The organism is Caulobacter sp., from assembly GCF_965279145.1.
Taxonomy (GTDB): Bacteria; Pseudomonadota; Alphaproteobacteria; order Caulobacterales; family Caulobacteraceae; genus Caulobacter.
Genome location: NZ_OZ257139.1, coordinates 3,796,084 through 3,812,805, shown reverse-complemented (window position 1 = coordinate 3,812,805; position 16,722 = coordinate 3,796,084). Strand labels below are relative to the sequence as shown.

The following is a 16,722-nucleotide window of genomic DNA, read 5'->3' as shown; positions in this document are numbered from 1 at the left end:
GCCTACTCCGCCGCGATCTTGGCGGCGCCGGAGACGACGGCCGCGCATTCGGCCATGGTCACGCTGGCGCGCGCGATGGGATTGGTCAGGTGGAAAGCCTTCACCGTGCTCTCGAACGGCGCATCCGACAGATCACCGGCTAGACCCAGGGCCGACACGTCGAACACGGTCGGGGTCGAGCCCGGCGCATAGTCGATCTGGCCGAAGGTCGGGTGGTCGGCGAACAGCTTGGCGCGCAGCTGGTCCAGGCTGTCATAAGGCAGCTTGTGGCCCAGGATCTCGGAGAGCGCCCGCAGGATCGACCAGTCTTCCTTGGCCTCCCCCTTCGGGAACACCGCCCGCTCGCCCATCTGGACGCGGCCTTCGGTGTTCACATAGAGGCCGTTCTTTTCGGTGTAGGCCGCGCCCGGCAGGATCACGTCCGCCTTGTGCGCGCCATTGTCGCCGTGCGTGCCCAGATAGATCTTGAAGGCGTCCGAGGCCGCCGTCTCGCACTCGTCGGCGCCCAGCAGGAATAGAACGTCCAGCGCGCCCGGCTTCAGCATCTGGCCGGTCGTCAGACCGCCCTCGGTGGGAAGGAAGCCCATGTCGAGCCCGGCGACGCGCGCGGCGGCGGTGTGCAGGACGTTCCAGCCGTTCCAGCCGGCCTTCACGACGTTGAACGCCTTGGCCACGCCGGCCGCAGCCTTCAGCACCACAGCGCCGTCGGCGCGGGTGAGCGCGCCCTGGCCGATGATGATGGCCGGACGTTCGGCGTTCTTGAGGGCCGTGACGAAGTCGGACTTGCTCTTGGTCAGACCCGACAGGGTCTTGGAGCCCGCGCCGAGATAGTCGTAATCGTAGGTCAGGTCGCCCTGCTCGCCGATCACGCCGATCCGAACCTTGCCGGCCAGCCACTGCTTGCGCAGGCGGGTGTTGAGCACCGGGGCCTCGACGCGCGGGTTCGTACCAACCAGCAGCACGACGTCGGCGTTCTCGAGGCCGGCGATCGTCGAATTGAACAGCCAGCTCTCGCGCGGACCGCCGCCCAGCGCCACGCCGTCCTGGCGGGCGTCGAGGTTCTTCACGCCCAGGGCGGCGAAGAGGTCCTTGGTGGCCTTCAGGCTTTCGGCGTCCTGCAGGTCGCCGGCAATGACGCCGATGCGTTCCGGCTTGGCCGCCTTGATCTTCTCGGCCACGGCCGCGAAGGCCTGCCCCCAGGTCGCCGGCTGCAGACGGCCGCCGACGCGCACGTAAGGACGGTCCAGACGCTGACGCTGCAGGCCATCGACGGCGTAGCGCGTCTTGTCGGAGATCCACTCCTCGTTGACGTCCTCGTTGACGCGCGGCAGCACACGGAGCACTGCGGCCGCGCGGCTGTCGACGCGGATGGCCGAGCCCAGCGCGTCCATGACGTCGATGCTCTCGGTCTTCTTCAGCTCCCAGGGCCGCGCCTCGAAGGCGTAGGGCTTGGACGTCAGGGCGCCGACCGGACAGAGGTCGATGACATTGGCCGACAGCTCCGACGTCACCGCCGCGCCCAGATAGGTCGTGATCTCAACGTCTTCGCCGCGCGAGATCAGGCCGATCTCCGGCGATCCCGCCACTTCGGTGATGAAGCGGACGCAGCGCGTGCACTGGATGCAGCGGGTCATCACGGTCTTGATGAGCGGGCCCATGGCCTTTTCTTCGACCGCGCGCTTGTTCTCTTCGTAACGGCTGTCGTCGCGGCCATAGCCCATGGCCTGATCCTGCAGATCGCACTCGCCGCCCTGGTCGCAGATCGGGCAATCCAGCGGGTGGTTGATGAGCAGGAACTCCATCACCCCTTCGCGGGCCTTCTTGACCATCGGGGTCTTGGTGAAGATCTCCTGGCCCTCGGCGGCCGGCAGGGCGCAGGACGCCTGCGGCTTGGGCGGACCGGGCTTCACCTCGACCAGGCACATCCGGCAGTTGCCGGCGATGCTGAGACGCTCGTGATAGCAGAAGCGCGGGATCTCTTCCCCGGCCAGTTCCGCGACCTGCAGAACCGTCATGCCGGGATCGAACTCGACCTCGACGCCGTTGACCTTGGCGATAGCCATTCTTGTTACTCCGCCGCGATCAGCTTGGCGCCCTGCACGTGCAGGCGACCGCTACGATAGGATGCGATCCGGTCCTCCACCTCGTGGCGGAAGTGACGGAACAGGCCCTGGATCGGCCAGGCGGCCGCATCGCCCAGGGCGCAGATGGTGTGACCTTCGACCTGGGTCGTGACGTCCAGCAGCGTGTCGATCTCTTTGGGATCAGCCTCGCCGGTGGCCATGCGCTCCATGACCCGCCACATCCAGCCGGTGCCTTCGCGGCATGGCGTGCACTGGCCGCAGCTCTCGTGCTTGTAGAAGTACGACAGACGGGCGATGGCGCGGACCAGGTCGGTCGACTTGTCCATGACGATGACGGCCGCGGTGCCGAGGCCCGAGCGCAGGTTGCGCAGGGCGTCGAAGTCCATTGGCAGGTCTTCGCATTGCTCGGCCGGGATCATCGGCACGGACGAGCCGCCCGGGATGACGGCCTTCAGGTTGCCCCAGCCGCCGCGAATGCCGCCGCAGTGGTCTTCCATCAGCTGGCGGAAGGGAATGCTCATCGCCTCTTCGACGTTGCAGGGCGTGTTCACGTGCCCGCTGACGCAGAAGAGCTTGGTTCCGCTGTTGTTGGGGCGGCCAAAACCGGCGAACCAAGCCGCGCCGCGACGCAGGATCGTGCCGGCGACGGCGATGCTCTCGACGTTGTTGACCGTGGTGGGCATGCCATAGAGGCCCGCGCCGGCCGGGAACGGCGGCTTCAGGCGCGGCTGGCCCTTCTTGCCTTCCAGGCTTTCCAGCAGGGCCGTCTCTTCGCCGCAGATATAGGCGCCGGCGCCGTGGTGGACGTAGAGATCGAAATCCCAGCCGTGGATGTTGTTCTTGCCGATCAGCTTGGCCTCGTAGGCCTGCTTGATGGCGGCTTCCAGCACTTCGCGCTCACGGACATATTCGCCGCGAATATAGATGTAGCAGGCGTGGGCCAGCATGGCGCGCGAGGCGATCAGGCAGCCTTCGATCAGGAGGTGCGGATCGTGCCGCATGATCTCCCGGTCCTTGCAGGTGCCCGGCTCGGATTCGTCGGCGTTGACGACCAAATAGTGCGGACGACCGTCCTTCACTTCCTTGGGCATGAACGACCACTTCAGGCCGGTGCCGAAGCCCGCCCCGCCCCGGCCGCGCAGGCCGGAGTTCTTCATGTTGTCGATGATCCAGTCGCGACCCGCGTCCAGGATGTCCTTGGTGCCATTCCAGCAGCCGCGCTTCTTCGCGCCTTCCAGGCCCCAATCATGGAGACCGTAGAGGTTCGTGAAGATGCGGTCCTTGTCTTCGAGGATACCGACCATGACTCAGCTTTGCGGATCGAAAGGGTGGGCGCGGACATAGCGTGTCCGACGGACGATGACATAGGCGAAAAGCAGCCAACCGGCCGCAATCGTAACAAGACCGGCGACAACGGCCCACTGCGGCGCGCCGACGACGGTTCTGCCCCAGATCAGGAGCAGAGCGCCGAGCAGGCAGGCCGCGAAGCCGATACCGCGTTCACGGCGGCCAAGGCTCCGAATCGTATCGGCATAGGCCGCGCGGCGGGTGTTGAGGGCGCTGTCGTCGATCATGACGAAGCCCCCTCTTCCGCCTTCAAGGCGCGCATCCAGCCCAGGACGAACCAGATCTGCGCGCCAAGGCCCGTGGCGACCAGAACCAGGAAGGCCGGCAGAAGCCAGCCGATCCCCATGGCCACGTGACCGACGATCGCCGCGCCGGCCAGCAGGAAGCAGACCGCATCGATGGCGAGCATCGCGGTCAGTCGCTTCTTCTGGAGGGCGGCGTCAGAGGTCATCAGGCGGCAGGCTCCGCCTTCGGGGCCTTCTTGGGCTTCTCGGGCAGGTTCGGGATCTTGATCTTCTTGGCCAGCGAGCCGTCGTACAGCTTCGGATCGGTCAGGGTCTTGATCGAATCCTTGGGTTCCGACGCGCCACGGCCATCATAGCTGCCCGGCTGGGGCGACTTGCCGGCGGCGAAGTCGTCGAGGATCCGCGCCAGGCTCTCCGGCGTCAGGTCTTCGTAGTAATAGTCATTGATGGCGGCCATCGGGGCGTTGCAGCAGGCGCCAAGGCACTCGACCTCTTCCCAGCTGAACTTGCCGTCAGCGGAAACGTGGTTGGCCTCGCCGATCTTGTCCTTGAGCACCGCCTTCAGGTCCAGCGCGCCGCGCAGCTGGCACGGCGTGGTGCCGCACAGCTGGACGAAGGCCACCTTGCCGACCGGCTGCAGCTGGAACATCACGTAGAAGGTCGCGACTTCCAGAACGCGAATGACGGGCATGGCCAGTTGCCGGGCGATCTCCTGGATCGCGGGCTCGGAAACCCAGCCCTCCTGCTTCTGGGCCAGCCAGAGCATCGGGATCACCGCCGACTGCTTGCGCTCGGCGGGGTACTTGGCTTTCCACCAGTCGGCCTTGGCCTGGCTGTCCTTCGAGAAGGCGAAGCTGGCGGGCTGTTCCTTGGCGAGACGACGAACGGACATGCGTCAGGCTTTCACGAAATCGACGCGGGCGATCTTGTCGCCGGCGAAGGTGTAGATGGCGGCGACCTCGAAAGGCGTCGCGTCGGGCGAACGGAAGACCCGCTCATGGTCGATGACCTTGTTGCCGATCACCACGCGCGACAGCAGCTCGGCGCGGTTCTCGGGAAACTGGGCGAACAGGCCAAGGTGGCGCTCGCGAAAGGCTTCGACGCCGTGCAGGTTGGGCTCGGCGTTCAGATCGGCGACGGCCATGTCGTCGACGAAGTGCCGGCATAGCGCATCGACGTCCTGGGCGTTGTAGGCGTCCAGCTGGGCTTGAGCGACGGCGGCGAAGGTCACCGGTCGATCTCCCCGAACACGATATCCAGCGAGCCCAGGATAGCCGAAACGTCAGCCAGCATGTGGCCACGATTCATCCAGTCCATCGCCGCCAGGTGCGGGAAGCCCGGTGCGCGGATCTTGCAACGATAAGGCTTGTTGGTGCCGTCCGAGACCACGAACACGCCGAACTCGCCCTTGGGGGCTTCGACGCAGGCATAGACTTCGCCGGCCGGCGTGCGGAAGCCTTCAGTGTAGAGCTTGAAGTGATGGATCAGGGCTTCCATCGAGCGCTTCATCTCGGCGCGGCGCGGCGGGCTGACCTTGTTGTCCTCGGTCATCACCGGGCCTGGCGTGTTGCGAAGCATCTCGCAGGCCTGGCGGATGATCTTCGTCGACTCGCGCATCTCCTGCATGCGGCACAGATAGCGATCGTAGCAGTCGCCGTTCTTGCCCAGCGGGATGTCGAACTCGAACTCGTTGTAGCACTCGTAGGGCTGGTTGCGACGCAGATCCCAGGCGATGCCCGAACCCCGCACCATCACGCCCGAGAAGCCCCACTCGATCGCTTCCTCACGCGTCACCACGCCGATATCGACGTTGCGTTGCTTGAAGATGCGGTTGTCGGTGATCAGGCCCTCGATATCGTCGCAGATCTTCGGGAAGGCCTTGGCCCAGGTGTCGATGTCTTCGATCAGCTGCGGCGGCAGGTCCTGATGGACGCCGCCCGGACGGAAGTAGTTGGAGTGCAGGCGAGCGCCGCAGGCGCGCTCGTAGAACACCATCAGCTTCTCGCGCTCCTCGAAGCCCCACAGCGGCGGCGTCAGGGCACCGACGTCCATGGCCTGGGTCGTCACGTTCAGCAGGTGATTCAGGATCCGGCCGATTTCGGAATAGAGCACCCGGATCAACGAGCCGCGACGCGGCACCTCGACGCCCAGCAGCTTCTCGATGGCCAGGCAGAAGGCATGCTCCTGGTTCATCGGCGCCACATAGTCGAGGCGGTCGAAGTACGGGATGTTCTGGAGGTAGGTGCGCGCCTCCATCAGCTTCTCGGTGCCGCGATGCAGCAGACCGATGTGCGGATCGACGCGCTCGACGATCTCGCCGTCGAGCTCCAGCACCAGACGCAGCACGCCGTGCGCGGCCGGGTGTTGAGGCCCGAAGTTGATGTTGAACTTGCGAACCGGGGTTTCCGGGATCGCGGGTACGATGGAAGCGTCGTCAGCCATCACTTGGCCTCCGCTTTTTCATCGCCCGGCAGGGCGTACTTGGCCCCTTCCCATGGGGAAAGGAAATCGAAGGCGCGGAATTCGGTGATCTTCACCGGCTCGTAGACCACCCGCTTCAGCTCGTCGTCATAACGAACCTCGACATAGCCCGTCATCGGGAAGTCCTTCCGCAGCGGATGGCCGTGGAAGCCGTAGTCCGTGAGGATGCGACGCAGGTCCGGGTGGCCGTCGAAGAAGATGCCGTACATGTCGAACGCTTCGCGCTCGAACCAGTTGGCGACTTCGAACACCGGGGTGATCGTCGGGACGGGCGTGTCTTCGTCGGTCGACACCTTCAGGCGAAGGCGATGGTTCTTCACCAGCGACAGCAGATGATAGACGACGTCGAAACGCGCGGCCCGCTCGGGATAGTCCACGCCCGTCAGGTCGATCAGCTGGTGGAACCGACAGGCGCTGTCGTCGCGCAGGAAGATCAGCGTGTCGCAGATCGTGGCCGAACGGGCGACAATGGTCAGCTCACCGAAGGCCACCGAGTGGCCCAGCACGCCAGGGGCGCGGGCGACGATGTCCTGGCCGAGAAGTTCGAGGGCTTCGCTCATCGCTCGATCGTCCCCGTGCGACGGATCTTCTTCTGCAGCTGCAGCACGCCATAGACCAGAGCCTCAGCGGTCGGCGGGCAGCCCGGGACATAGATGTCCACCGGCACGACCCGATCGCAGCCGCGCACCACGCTGTAGCTGTAATAATAGTAGCCGCCGCCATTGGCGCAGCTGCCCATCGAGATGACGTAGCGCGGCTCGGGCATCTGGTCGTAGACCTTGCGCAGAGCCGGAGCCATCTTGTTGGTCAGCGTTCCGGCGACGATCATCACGTCGCTCTGGCGCGGGCTGGCGCGCGGCGCGAAGCCGTAGCGCTCCAGGTCATAACGCGGCATCGACGCCTGCATCATTTCCACGGCGCAGCAGGCCAGGCCGAACGTCATCCACATCAGCGAGCCGGTGCGGGCCCAGGTAATGAGATCGTCGGCGGCGGCCGTGATGAAGCCCTTGTCAGCCAGTTGACCCGAGATGCCGTCGAAAAACGGATCGTGCAGCTTGGGATCATAGCCCTGCACCGTCGAACGACCGGCGGCGCCGGCGGGAACGAGGGGCGAGCTGTTGGCGGGAACGATCACTCCCATTCGAGGGCGCCCTTCTTCCATTCGTAGATGAAGCCGACGGTCAGGACGCCAAGGAACGTCATCATCGACCAGAAGGCGAACGCCGCGACGTCATGCGGAAGTTTCATCAGGCTGACCGCCCAGGGAAACAGGAACGCGACTTCCAGGTCGAAGATGATGAAGAGGATCGAGACCAGATAGAATCTGACGTCGAACTTCATGCGCGCATCGTCGAACGCGTTGAAGCCGCATTCGTACGCGGACAGCTTTTCCGGGTCCGGCGCCCGGGGTGCAAGCACCGCCGCGGCCAGGAGGAAGGCGGTCCCGATCACCGTCGCGATCCCTAGAAAGATCACGATCGGCAGGTACTGGAGAAGGAAGGCGTTCATGACAGCCCTTGGCTTGAATCGAGCGGGTTGTAGCCCAGTGTTGGCGCCGCTTCAAACGCCTGCGACACATTGAGAAACGGTCGCAACTAGTCCTGATCCACGGGTTCGACGACATGGCCGTTGACACGAGTCCGCGACCGACATATCAGACGCCCCTCGCCGCAGGGCGGGTCGCACTTTCGCTTCGGCGAAGGCCTAATGCGGATGTAGCTCAGTTGGTTAGAGCGCCGGCCTGTCACGCCGGAGGTCGCGGGTTCAAGTCCCGTCATTCGCGCCACCCTTCCAGGGTGGTTATGCTTCCCTCGCCTTTCGGCTATACGGACGACCGTCGCGCCCTGGCGCACGACGCGGATGTAGCTCAGTTGGTTAGAGCGCCGGCCTGTCACGCCGGAGGTCGCGGGTTCAAGTCCCGTCATTCGCGCCACCGTCCGGTGGTTTCCCGGAAAATTCAAGCTATAGCGTCGAGACTTCGGCATTGACGCCTCATATCGGGTTAAAGCCTTGAGCTTGGTGCCCTGCGACACGATGTAGCGTCGATGTCCAAAGCGCCCTCCCCCGTGTTTTCCGTTCTCGACCTCGCGCCCGTGCCCATGGGCTCCTCCGTCGGGGATGCGCTTCGCAACAGCCTCGACCTCGCGCGAAACGCCGAAAGGCTGGGATTCCACCGCTACTGGTTGGCCGAACATCACAACATGCCGGGAATCGCCAGCGCCGCCACGGCGGTGCTGATCGGTCACATCGCCGCCGGCACCGAAACGATTCGGGTCGGATCCGGCGGGATCATGCTGCCAAATCATGCGCCGCTGATGGTCGCCGAGGCGTTCGGCACGCTCGCCGCGCTCCATCCTGGTCGCATCGATCTGGGTTTGGGACGCGCGCCGGGCACCGATCAGGCCACCATGAGGGCTCTTCGCCGCTACATGGGCGCGGTTGATTCGTTTGCCCAGGACGTCGTCGAGCTGCAGACTTGGTTCAAACCCGCCCAGCCGGGACAGTCCGTTCGAGCCATTCCGGGTGAAGGCCAGGATGTGCCCCTGTGGCTCCTGGGTTCCAGCACGTACAGCGCCCAGCTCGCCGCCGCTCTTGGGCTGCCGTTCGCTTTCGCCGCCCACTTCGCGCCGGATCAATTGATGGACGCGGTGACGCTGTATCGACGTCATTTCAAGCCGTCCGATGCCCTGGCCTCGCCGTACGTCATGGTGTGTATCGGCGTGTGCGCGGCCGAGACCGACGCGGAGGCCAAGCGCCTGTCGTCCTCGACCCAGCAGCAGTTCCTGGCCCTTCGCCGCGGCCACCCTGGCCTGCTCCCGCCACCCGTGGACGACATCACCCAGATTGCGTCCCCCGCCGAACTGGCCGGCCTGGACCATACCTTCCGCTATTCAGCGATCGGATCGCCCGAAACGGTGAAGCGCAAGATCGAAGCAGTGCTGGAACTGACCGGCGCCGACGAAGTGATGGCCGCCTCGCAGATCCATGACCACGGCGCACGCGTCCGAAGCTACGAGCTTCTCGCCGAAGTGAGGGCCCAGCTGATCTAGTGCGGCGAGCGCAGGGGCATGGGCCCCATGAACCCGGGATGGCCTGTCAGCCCCCCATAGATCGCGCACAGCGTCCCAAAGACCGCGTCCCAGCCGTGTCGATCTTCGGCGCGCTGTCGCGCGGCCTGTCCCAGGGCTGAAGCTCCGCGCTGGAACACGTCTTCTATCGCTTCGGCCATGGCGCGCGCTTCCGAGGCCGTGGCCAGCGCGCCAACGGCGGAATCCACCGATTCTGCGACACCACCCGCCGCCACGCCGATGACAGGGAGGCCGCAGGCCATGGCCTCCAGCACAACCAGTCCGAAGGGCTCATTGTCGTTGGCGTGAACGAAGGCGTCGCAACTGGCCAGGATCCGGGCCAGGGCGGCTGGATCGCGCTGATAGTCCATGCAGATCACACGATCGCTGACCGGCGCCCCAGATCCAGCGCCGACCAAGAGCAGGACATAGGGATCGCCGAGCCGCTCGACGGCTTCCACCAGGACATCGAGCCGCTTTTCCCGGGCCGGGCGTCCCGCGAAGACGAGGATACGATGACGCGCCGATAACCCCAGTTGAGCCCGCAGGTCAGCTGTATTTCCCCAGGTGGGATTGAAGATGTCCACATCAACGCCCAACGGCAATCCAATGGCGTTGGACACGCCAGCCTCGATGAGACGGCCGGCTATGAACCGACTGGGGGCCACCGCCTGATCAAACTGGCGATAGATCGCCGCCCAACGCCGCTGAACGGGCTTCTCGGCCCATTCGCCAATGTGCAGCGCCGCCAGCGCGCCCAAGTCCGTGTGGCAGAAGCCGACCACGGGAATGCCGAGAGCATCGCCTGCGCGCAAGGCCGCCAACCCGGGCGTATAGGGATCTCCCGCCTCGATGATGTCGGGCCGGTGCCGGACCAGTCGCTCCATCCAGGCCTGCTTGACCACGGGCCATCGATAGCCGTCTCCAAACGGCAGAGGCGCGGCATAAATCGAGACGCGACCTTGGCCATCATAGGCGTCGCGCGCACCCGGCACGACCAATGTGTGCCGCACGCTAGGCCGATTGGCGGTAAGCCAGGTTCGCTTGGAATTGAGGTAGCGCCGCACACCGCCGCTACGCGGCGCGTACAGCATGGTTGTGTCGATCAACCGCACATCTTCCGTGGGGGCCGCTCGCGCGGTCTCTCGCACCAGAAGATTGTCGATCGATAGATCCGCGCTCAGGTCGTTCACGCCGAGTCCCTATCACCCCCAAGATCGCCCATTGGACCTTGGAACGATAAAGCTTTGACGACAACTAGGGTTCCTCTTCATCCCCGGTGACGGATCTGCCGCCCGCGCCCCGGCGCGCCAAGGCTTCGCGCAGCAGCATCTCGACCTGGGCGTTGACGCTCCGCAGTTCCGCGCTGGCCAACCGTTCAACGGCGGCCAGGACCTCGGGGCGGACTCGCATCAGAAACGCGCGACGTCCGCCCTTGCCGCCCTGAGTGGGATCGCCAGCCACGGCCTAGCCGTAAAGCGTGCCGGCGTTGACCACGGGCTGAACCTCACGGTCAGCGCAGAGCACGACCAGCAGGTTGGACACCATGGCGGCCTTGCGCTCTTCATCCAGGGTGACCACACCCCGATCACTGAGCTGGTTCAGGGCGTTCTCGACCATGCCGACGGCGCCCGCCACGATCGTTCTGCGCGCGGCCAGGACAGCCTCGGCCTGTTGCCGCTTCAGCATCGACCCCGCGATCTCGGGCGCATAGGCCAGGTGCATCAGGTGCGCCTCGTCGATCGCCACGCCCGCGACGGCGATGCGCGACTGCAGATCAGCCCTCAGCCTAGCGCCGACCTCCTCGGCGTTGGCGCGCAGCGTGGGCTCGCCTTCCTCGGCGTGATCATAGGCGTAGTGCGAAGCCACTTCGCGCAGCCCGGTCTCGATCTGGATATTCACGAACGCAACGTAGTCATCGACGTCGAACATCGCCTGAGCGGAATCCGCCACACGCCAGACGATGTTGGCCGCGATCTCAATGGGATTGCCGCGCCTGTCGTTCACCTTGAGCATCTCGCTGGTGACATTGCGGACGCGAAGGCTGATCTTCTTGCGCCCATACCAGGGCAGCACCCAACGCAGGCCCGTCGTGCGATCCGTGCCGACATACGAACCAAACAGCGTCAGCACATAAGCTTCGTTGGGCTGCATCGAATAGAATCCGGCGCTCATCAGCGACGCCAGTACGATCAGCAGCGCACCAAGAGCCCGCAACCCGTCGCCAAAAGCCTCGGCGTTGACGAACGCCCAGATCGCGACACCGACCAGGAAAGGCAAAGCCAGAAGAGGAAGCCCTCCGCCCGCGCCTCCCCGGATTCGCTCCGCCGAACGATTGATGGTGTGAACTTCAGTCACGGCGCCTCTCCAGATTTGATATTAAAGTGATATCATTTCGATCGCTGTTGGCAAGATCAACCCCGATCGCGTAATCCCTCCGTCTGGTTCGGCGAGGGCTATATGGCGCGTTTTCTCTTCACTACCTGGGAGGGCGGCGGACACGTGCAGCCCCTGCTTCTCGTCGCGCAGGAGCTGCGGGCTCGCGGACATGCGGTGCTGATCCTCAGCGACGCGTGCAACGAGGCCGACGCGGCGCCTCTGGACCTTCCCTTTCGCGCCTGGACGACAGCGCCCAGTCAGACTGGCAAATCGCGGGAAGATGACCGCCTGAAGGATCATGAGGCCGACAATCCGCTGGAAGTGATCCACCGACTGCTCGACCGCGTCATGGCCGGCCCCGCACTTGCCTACGCCCGCGACACGCTCGCCGCGATCGACGCGTTCAGGCCAGACGCTGTCGTGAGTCAGGAATTGCTGCTGGGCGTCATGATGGCCGCCGAGGCGCGAGCCCTGCCCCTGGCGCTGTTCGCGGCCAATATCTGGTCCCTGCCCACGCTTGCGGGTGTGCCGCCCTTCGGCGCGGGCATGCCGGCCGCGACCTCCGACGAGGAGCGCGGCATGCACGCCATGGTCACCCAGATGAGCCGCGGCTTTTTCCAGGCAGGCCTTCCCACGCTCAACGCCGCGCGCGCCGAACTTGCGCTTGAGCCGCTCGAAGACCTGTTCGGGCAACTCGACACCGCGCGCAAAATTCTGCTGGGCACCAGCAAGGCTTTCGACTTCGCCCCGGCGACCCTGGCCCCGCCATTCGTCTATGTCGGCCCCTATCTCGCCGACCCGGCGTGGGCGGAACCAACCCCAGCGCCCGCCGGTGACTCCCCCTTGGTGCTGGTCTCGTTCTCAAGCCTCTACCAGGCCCAGGAGACCGTTCTGCGCGATGTCATCGCCGCTCTGGGTCGCCTTCCGGTCAGGGCCCTTGTAACGACCGGCCCCACCCTCGATCCGGCCGAGTTCCCCGCCCCTGACAACGTCAGCGTGGTTCGCAGCGCGGCGCACGACGCCTTGCTGCCCCAGACCGCGCTCTTCATCACCCACGCCGGCCATGGCTCGACCCTGCGGCCGCTGATGGCTGGCGCGCCCCTGCTGTGCCTGCCGATGGGGCGCGATCAGAACGACAACGCCGCGCGTGTTCTGGCGCGCGGCGCGGGGCTGCGCCTGGCGCCCGACGCCGGAGCCGACAAAATCGCGGCGGCGATCTCCGAGTTGGTGGCGACCAGCGACTATCGAAACGCGGCGGCGATTTTGGGCCAGAAGGTCCTCCAAGACGCCCGGGCGCGTTCGGCGGCGCGAGAAATCGAGGCCATCGTCTAACCAACCTCCGCGCCGGAACATCGGCATCTTCCTGGCGTTCCGGCGATGACATGGCCATCGGCCGAGCTATCGCCGGGAAACAGCGGAAATGGAAAAACTGTTCGCGAAATTCGCCAACGCGACGGCCAGGGCGACGGGCAGCCCGCTCGCCTTCCTGATCTGTGTGGCTTCGGTGGTCATCTGGGCCAGCGTCGGACCCGTCTTCAAATTCTCGGAGACTTGGCAGCTGGTGATCAACACCGGCACCACCATCGTCACGTTTCTGATGGTGTTTCTGATCCAGAACACCCAGAATCGGGATGGCGCGGCGCTGCAGACCAAGCTGGACGAACTCATCCTGGCCTCCTCCGCGGAGAACCAGTTCATTGGCATCGAAAAGCTGACCGACAAGGAGCTGGCCGCCCTTCACGCCCATTGCGCCACACAGGCCAAGAAGAGCCAGGCGTGGCTGGAAAAAGCCCAGAGCGAACGGGAGAAGCGTCGAAAGCCCGCGTCGGCGAAAGCTCCGCCTCGTAGTCGCACAGCCAGAGCGAAGCCGGCGTCGTAGACATGGTGGGCGGTGAGGGGATCGAACCCCCGACCCTCTCGGTGTAAACGAGACGCTCTACCGCTGAGCTAACCGCCCCAAATCGCGTCGGGCCTTCTAGCCGCCGACGCGCCGCGCGCCTAGCGAGAAACGGAAGAGCCGCGAAATGAAAAAGGGCGAGACGCCAATCAGGCGCCCCGCCCCATCCCAGTCTGGAACCTGTCTAGCCGTTCAGCGAGGTCTTCAGGCCCTCGCCGACCTGGAACCGCGCGGTCTTCGAGGCCGGACGATTCACAGTCTCGCCAGTGCGCGGGTTGCGGGCGGTGCCGGCGGCGCGAGCGACGGCCTTGAACGTGCCAAAGCCAACGAGGCGCACGTCATTGCCCGCCTTCAGCGAGTCGGTCACGGAATCGATAAAGGCTTCCAGCGCGTCCTTGGCCTGATTTTTATTGATGCCCGCCTTCTCGGCGATCGCCGTGACGAGTTCGGCTTTTGTGGTCATGTTTTTCTCCCAGCCAAAAAAGCGGCGGCGCTTAGCAAAAGCAGACGCCACTTCGCTCGGCCGGGATTATGGCGGCAGAAAAAGCCCCGTCAAACGAAGGCGGCGCGGGAATGTCCCGCGCCGCTTAAGTTATCAACAATAAGTTACGATCAGTGGGTTAATATTGCGTCAGCATCAACCTCATCGACCTTCGCAGTTGCAGCAATCGGCTCATCGGCCTCAGTCCACTCGATTGCGGTCAATGGGCCGGTCAGGGCGTGTTTCAGCACGTCATCGACAGTAGAGACTGGAATGATCTCCAGACCATCCTTGACCGACTGAGGCACGTCCACGAGATCCTTCTCGTTTTCCTGCGGGATAAGGACGGTGGTCACGCCGGAACGGAGAGCCGCCAGCAACTTTTCCTTGAGGCCGCCGATGGCGGTGACCCGGCCGCGAAGGGTGATCTCGCCGGTCATGGCGATGTCCTTGCGGATCGGGATTCCCGTCAGAACCGAGACCATCGCGACCGCCATGGCGGCGCCGGCCGAGGGACCGTCCTTGGGCGTCGCGCCGTCAGGCACGTGGATGTGCACGTCGGTCTTCTCGAAGATCGGCGGCTTGACCCCGAAATGCAGGGCGCGCGAGCGGACGTAGGACTGGGCCGCCGAGATCGACTCCTTCATCACATCCTTGAGGTTGCCGGTGACCGTCATGCGGCCCTTGCCCGGCATCTTCACGGCTTCGATGGTCAGGATGTCGCCGCCGAACTCGGTCCAGGCCAAGCCCGTGACAATGCCGACCTGATCGACTTCGTCGGTCTCGCCGTAGCGGTACTTCTTGACGCCCGCGTACTTGGCCAGCCGCTCATCATCGATCGTGATCGAGGTGACCTTTTCCCGCGCCAGGTCCCGAACGGTCTTGCGCGCCAGGGCGCCCAGTTCCCGCTCCAGCGACCGCACGCCGGCTTCCCGGGTGTAGTAGCGGATCAGGTCGCGGATCGCCTTTTCAGGCACCACGAACTCGGACTCCTTCAGGCCATGGTCCTTGATCAGCTTGGGCAGGACGTGGCGCTTGGCGATCTCCAGCTTCTCATCTTCGGTGTAGCCGGCGATGCGAATGATCTCCATGCGGTCCAGCAGGGGCTGGGGCATGTTGAGGCTGTTGGCCGTGGTGACGAACATCACTTGCGACAGGTCGTAGTCGACCTCCAGATAGTGATCGCCGAACGCTGAATTCTGCGCCGGATCGAGCACCTCCAGAAGCGCCGACGCGGGATCGCCGCGATAGTCGCTGCCCATCTTGTCGATTTCATCCAGCAACACGAAGGCGTTCGTCGTCTTGGCCTTCTTCATCGACTGGATGACCTTGCCGGGCATCGAGCCGATATAGGTGCGACGGTGACCGCGGATCTCGGCCTCATCGCGCACACCGCCGAGGCTCATGCGCACGAATTCCCGGCCGGTGGCCTTGGCCAGCGACTTGCCCAGCGAGGTCTTGCCGACGCCGGGCGGGCCCACCAGGCAGAGGATCGGCCCCTTCAGCGAATTGGTTCGCGCCTGGACAGCCAGATACTCGAGAATGCGCTCCTTGACCTTCTCCAGGCCGTAGTGGTCCTCATCAAGGATCGCTTCGGCCTCGTTGAGGTCGATCTTCTTGGTCTTGGCCTTGCCCCACGGGATCGACAGCATCCAGTCGAGATAGTTGCGCACGACCGTGCTCTCGGCCGACATCGGGCTCATGTTGCGCAGCTTCTTCAGCTCGCCCTCGGCCTTGGTGCGGGCTTCCTTGGACAGCTTGGTCCGCTTGATGCGCTTTTCGAGATCGATGAGCTCGTCGCGCTGATCGTCGGGATCGCCCAGTTCGCGCTGGATCGCCTTCATCTGCTCGTTGAGATAGTATTCGCGCTGGGTCTTCTCCATCTGGCGCTTCACGCGCGAGCGGATCTTCTTCTCGACCTGCAGGACGCTGATCTCGCCTTCCATCAGGGCGAAGACCTTTTCCAGGCGTTTGACGATGTCGAAGATTTCCAGCAGGTGCTGCTTGTCGCCGATCTTCACCGACAGGTGCGCGGCGATGCTGTCGGCCAGCTTGCCCGGCTCGGCGATCTGCGGGATAGACGCCAGGGCTTCCGGCGGCACCTTCTTGTTGAGTTTGACGTAGTTCTCGAACTGCTCGACCACGGCGCGAGACAGGGCTTCGGCCTCGGGACCAACGCCCTCGTCCTCGCTGACCTCGCCGATCTGGGCCTCGTAGTAAGACTCCTGATCAGTGAACTTGACGACGGCGGCGCGGCCCTTGCCCTCGACCAGCACCTTCACCGTGCCGTCGGGCAGTTTCAGAAGCTGAAGAACGGTGGCCAGAACGCCGACATCATAGATGTCGCTCGGCGAAGGATCGTCATCCGCCGAGTTCTTCTGGGTCACCAGAAGGATCTGCTTGTCGCCGCGCATCACCTCTTCAAGCGCGCGGACGGATTTGTCGCGCCCGACGAAAAGCGGCACCACCATGTGCGGGAAGACAACGATATCCCGAAGGGGCAAGACTGGAAGCGTACGAAGTTCGGACATGATGCTCTTTACTCCCGGCCGTCGCGGGCCTCCGCGCTCGGCCACGCGGGCCGCCGTCACACCAGGCGATGCGCCTGGGTCGATCGGCCCGTCCGCCCGGGACTGGACGGAATGGTCCCTATTTATGTGGACGTTTCGCAACAGCGTTCAAGCCGAGTCGCCTGATAGCGGCGACAGGTCGCGTGTAAGTGGTCAAGCTGAAGGGGATA

The 16,722-nt window shown here is 64.6% G+C and carries 17 protein-coding genes, 3 tRNA genes and 1 pseudogene; 5 read left to right on the top strand and 16 right to left on the bottom strand.

Annotation, left to right across the window (positions count from 1 at the left end):
- Positions 1 to 2 precede the first annotated feature (2 nt).
- The 10 genes from nuoG to ACQY9P_RS17750 are packed head-to-tail and all read right to left on the bottom strand — an operon-like array spanning position 3 to position 7,666.
- A complete protein-coding gene (gene nuoG, locus ACQY9P_RS17795) occupies positions 3 to 2,063 on the bottom strand; it encodes an NADH-quinone oxidoreductase subunit NuoG (RefSeq protein ID WP_421737892.1) in 2,061 nt (686 codons plus the stop codon).
- A 5-nt stretch (positions 2,064 to 2,068) separates the two neighbouring features.
- The gene (nuoF, locus tag ACQY9P_RS17790; RefSeq protein WP_421737893.1) at positions 2,069 to 3,388 is read right to left on the bottom strand and encodes an NADH-quinone oxidoreductase subunit NuoF; all 1,320 of its coding nucleotides are present in this window, start codon (positions 3,386 to 3,388) and stop codon (positions 2,069 to 2,071) included.
- 3 nt (positions 3,389 to 3,391) lie between these two features.
- Positions 3,392 to 3,658 (bottom strand): hypothetical protein, encoded by a 267-nt coding sequence (locus tag ACQY9P_RS17785; RefSeq protein ID WP_421737894.1) that lies wholly within the window; start codon positions 3,656 to 3,658, stop codon positions 3,392 to 3,394.
- Positions 3,655 to 3,882, bottom strand: a complete 228-nt coding sequence (locus ACQY9P_RS17780) for a hypothetical protein (RefSeq protein ID WP_421737895.1) — start codon at positions 3,880 to 3,882, stop codon at positions 3,655 to 3,657. Before ACQY9P_RS17780 ends, ACQY9P_RS17785 begins: the two co-directional genes overlap by 4 nt.
- Positions 3,882 to 4,568, bottom strand: coding sequence for an NADH-quinone oxidoreductase subunit NuoE (gene nuoE / locus ACQY9P_RS17775; RefSeq protein WP_421737896.1), 687 nt, complete (start codon positions 4,566 to 4,568; stop codon positions 3,882 to 3,884). Before nuoE ends, ACQY9P_RS17780 begins: the two co-directional genes overlap by 1 nt.
- 3 nt (positions 4,569 to 4,571) lie before the next feature.
- Positions 4,572 to 4,907, bottom strand: a complete 336-nt coding sequence (locus ACQY9P_RS17770) for a nuclear transport factor 2 family protein (protein ID WP_421737897.1) — start codon at positions 4,905 to 4,907, stop codon at positions 4,572 to 4,574.
- The gene (locus tag ACQY9P_RS17765) at positions 4,904 to 6,118 is read right to left on the bottom strand and encodes an NADH-quinone oxidoreductase subunit D (protein ID WP_421737898.1); all 1,215 of its coding nucleotides are present in this window, start codon (positions 6,116 to 6,118) and stop codon (positions 4,904 to 4,906) included. Before ACQY9P_RS17765 ends, ACQY9P_RS17770 begins: the two co-directional genes overlap by 4 nt.
- Positions 6,118 to 6,717 (bottom strand): NADH-quinone oxidoreductase subunit C, encoded by a 600-nt coding sequence (locus ACQY9P_RS17760; protein WP_421737899.1) that lies wholly within the window; start codon positions 6,715 to 6,717, stop codon positions 6,118 to 6,120. Before ACQY9P_RS17760 ends, ACQY9P_RS17765 begins: the two co-directional genes overlap by 1 nt.
- Positions 6,714 to 7,319, bottom strand: a complete 606-nt coding sequence (locus tag ACQY9P_RS17755; protein WP_421737900.1) for a NuoB/complex I 20 kDa subunit family protein — start codon at positions 7,317 to 7,319, stop codon at positions 6,714 to 6,716. The genes ACQY9P_RS17760 and ACQY9P_RS17755 overlap by 4 nt, the downstream gene beginning before the upstream one ends.
- On the bottom strand, positions 7,289 to 7,666 hold the full coding sequence (locus tag ACQY9P_RS17750) for an NADH-quinone oxidoreductase subunit A (protein ID WP_421737901.1): 378 nt from the start codon (positions 7,664 to 7,666) through the stop codon (positions 7,289 to 7,291). The genes ACQY9P_RS17755 and ACQY9P_RS17750 overlap by 31 nt, the downstream gene beginning before the upstream one ends.
- A gap of 200 nt (positions 7,667 to 7,866) precedes the next feature.
- Between ACQY9P_RS17750 and ACQY9P_RS17745 the strand changes: the two genes are divergently transcribed.
- The 3 genes from ACQY9P_RS17745 (at position 7,867) to ACQY9P_RS17735 (ending at position 9,207) form a co-directional block, all read left to right on the top strand.
- Positions 7,867 to 7,943 (top strand) — tRNA-Asp (locus ACQY9P_RS17745).
- A gap of 70 nt (positions 7,944 to 8,013) precedes the next feature.
- Positions 8,014 to 8,090 (top strand) — tRNA-Asp (locus tag ACQY9P_RS17740).
- Between the two features lie 112 nt (positions 8,091 to 8,202).
- Complete coding sequence (locus tag ACQY9P_RS17735) at positions 8,203 to 9,207, top strand: LLM class flavin-dependent oxidoreductase (RefSeq protein WP_421737902.1); 1,005 nt, start codon at positions 8,203 to 8,205, stop codon at positions 9,205 to 9,207.
- Here ACQY9P_RS17735 and ACQY9P_RS17730 read toward each other — a convergent pair.
- From ACQY9P_RS17730 to ACQY9P_RS17720, 3 genes and pseudogenes are all read right to left on the bottom strand, one after another.
- Positions 9,204 to 10,346 (bottom strand): annotated as a pseudogene (locus ACQY9P_RS17730) (glycosyltransferase family 4 protein); the annotation flags it as partial. The gene ACQY9P_RS17735 and the pseudogene ACQY9P_RS17730 sit on opposite strands and share 4 nt — an antisense overlap.
- A gap of 136 nt (positions 10,347 to 10,482) precedes the next feature.
- A complete protein-coding gene (locus ACQY9P_RS17725; RefSeq protein WP_421737903.1) occupies positions 10,483 to 10,638 on the bottom strand; it encodes a hypothetical protein in 156 nt (51 codons plus the stop codon).
- Between the two features lie 54 nt (positions 10,639 to 10,692).
- Positions 10,693 to 11,583: an SPFH domain-containing protein gene (locus ACQY9P_RS17720; RefSeq protein ID WP_421737904.1), complete on the bottom strand. Its 891-nt coding sequence runs from the start codon at positions 11,581 to 11,583 to the stop codon at positions 10,693 to 10,695.
- A gap of 102 nt (positions 11,584 to 11,685) precedes the next feature.
- Between ACQY9P_RS17720 and ACQY9P_RS17715 the strand changes: the two genes are divergently transcribed.
- Together ACQY9P_RS17715 and ACQY9P_RS17710 are read left to right on the top strand one after the other, a co-directional pair.
- Positions 11,686 to 12,936, top strand: a complete 1,251-nt coding sequence (locus ACQY9P_RS17715) for a glycosyltransferase (protein WP_421737905.1) — start codon at positions 11,686 to 11,688, stop codon at positions 12,934 to 12,936.
- 88 nt (positions 12,937 to 13,024) lie between these two features.
- Entirely contained in the window at positions 13,025 to 13,483 is a 459-nt protein-coding gene (locus ACQY9P_RS17710; protein WP_421737906.1) for a low affinity iron permease family protein, read from the top strand.
- A gap of 3 nt (positions 13,484 to 13,486) precedes the next feature.
- On the opposite strand, the gene ACQY9P_RS17705 is transcribed toward ACQY9P_RS17710, so the two are convergent.
- From ACQY9P_RS17705 to lon, 3 genes are all read right to left on the bottom strand, one after another.
- Positions 13,487 to 13,561: transfer RNA gene (locus ACQY9P_RS17705), tRNA-Val, on the bottom strand.
- Positions 13,562 to 13,685: 124 nt separating this feature from the next.
- Positions 13,686 to 13,964: an HU family DNA-binding protein gene (locus ACQY9P_RS17700; protein WP_421737907.1), complete on the bottom strand. Its 279-nt coding sequence runs from the start codon at positions 13,962 to 13,964 to the stop codon at positions 13,686 to 13,688.
- Positions 13,965 to 14,113: 149 nt separating this feature from the next.
- Complete coding sequence (gene lon / locus ACQY9P_RS17695; protein ID WP_421737908.1) at positions 14,114 to 16,513, bottom strand: endopeptidase La; 2,400 nt, start codon at positions 16,511 to 16,513, stop codon at positions 14,114 to 14,116.
- Positions 16,514 to 16,722 lie beyond the last annotated feature (209 nt).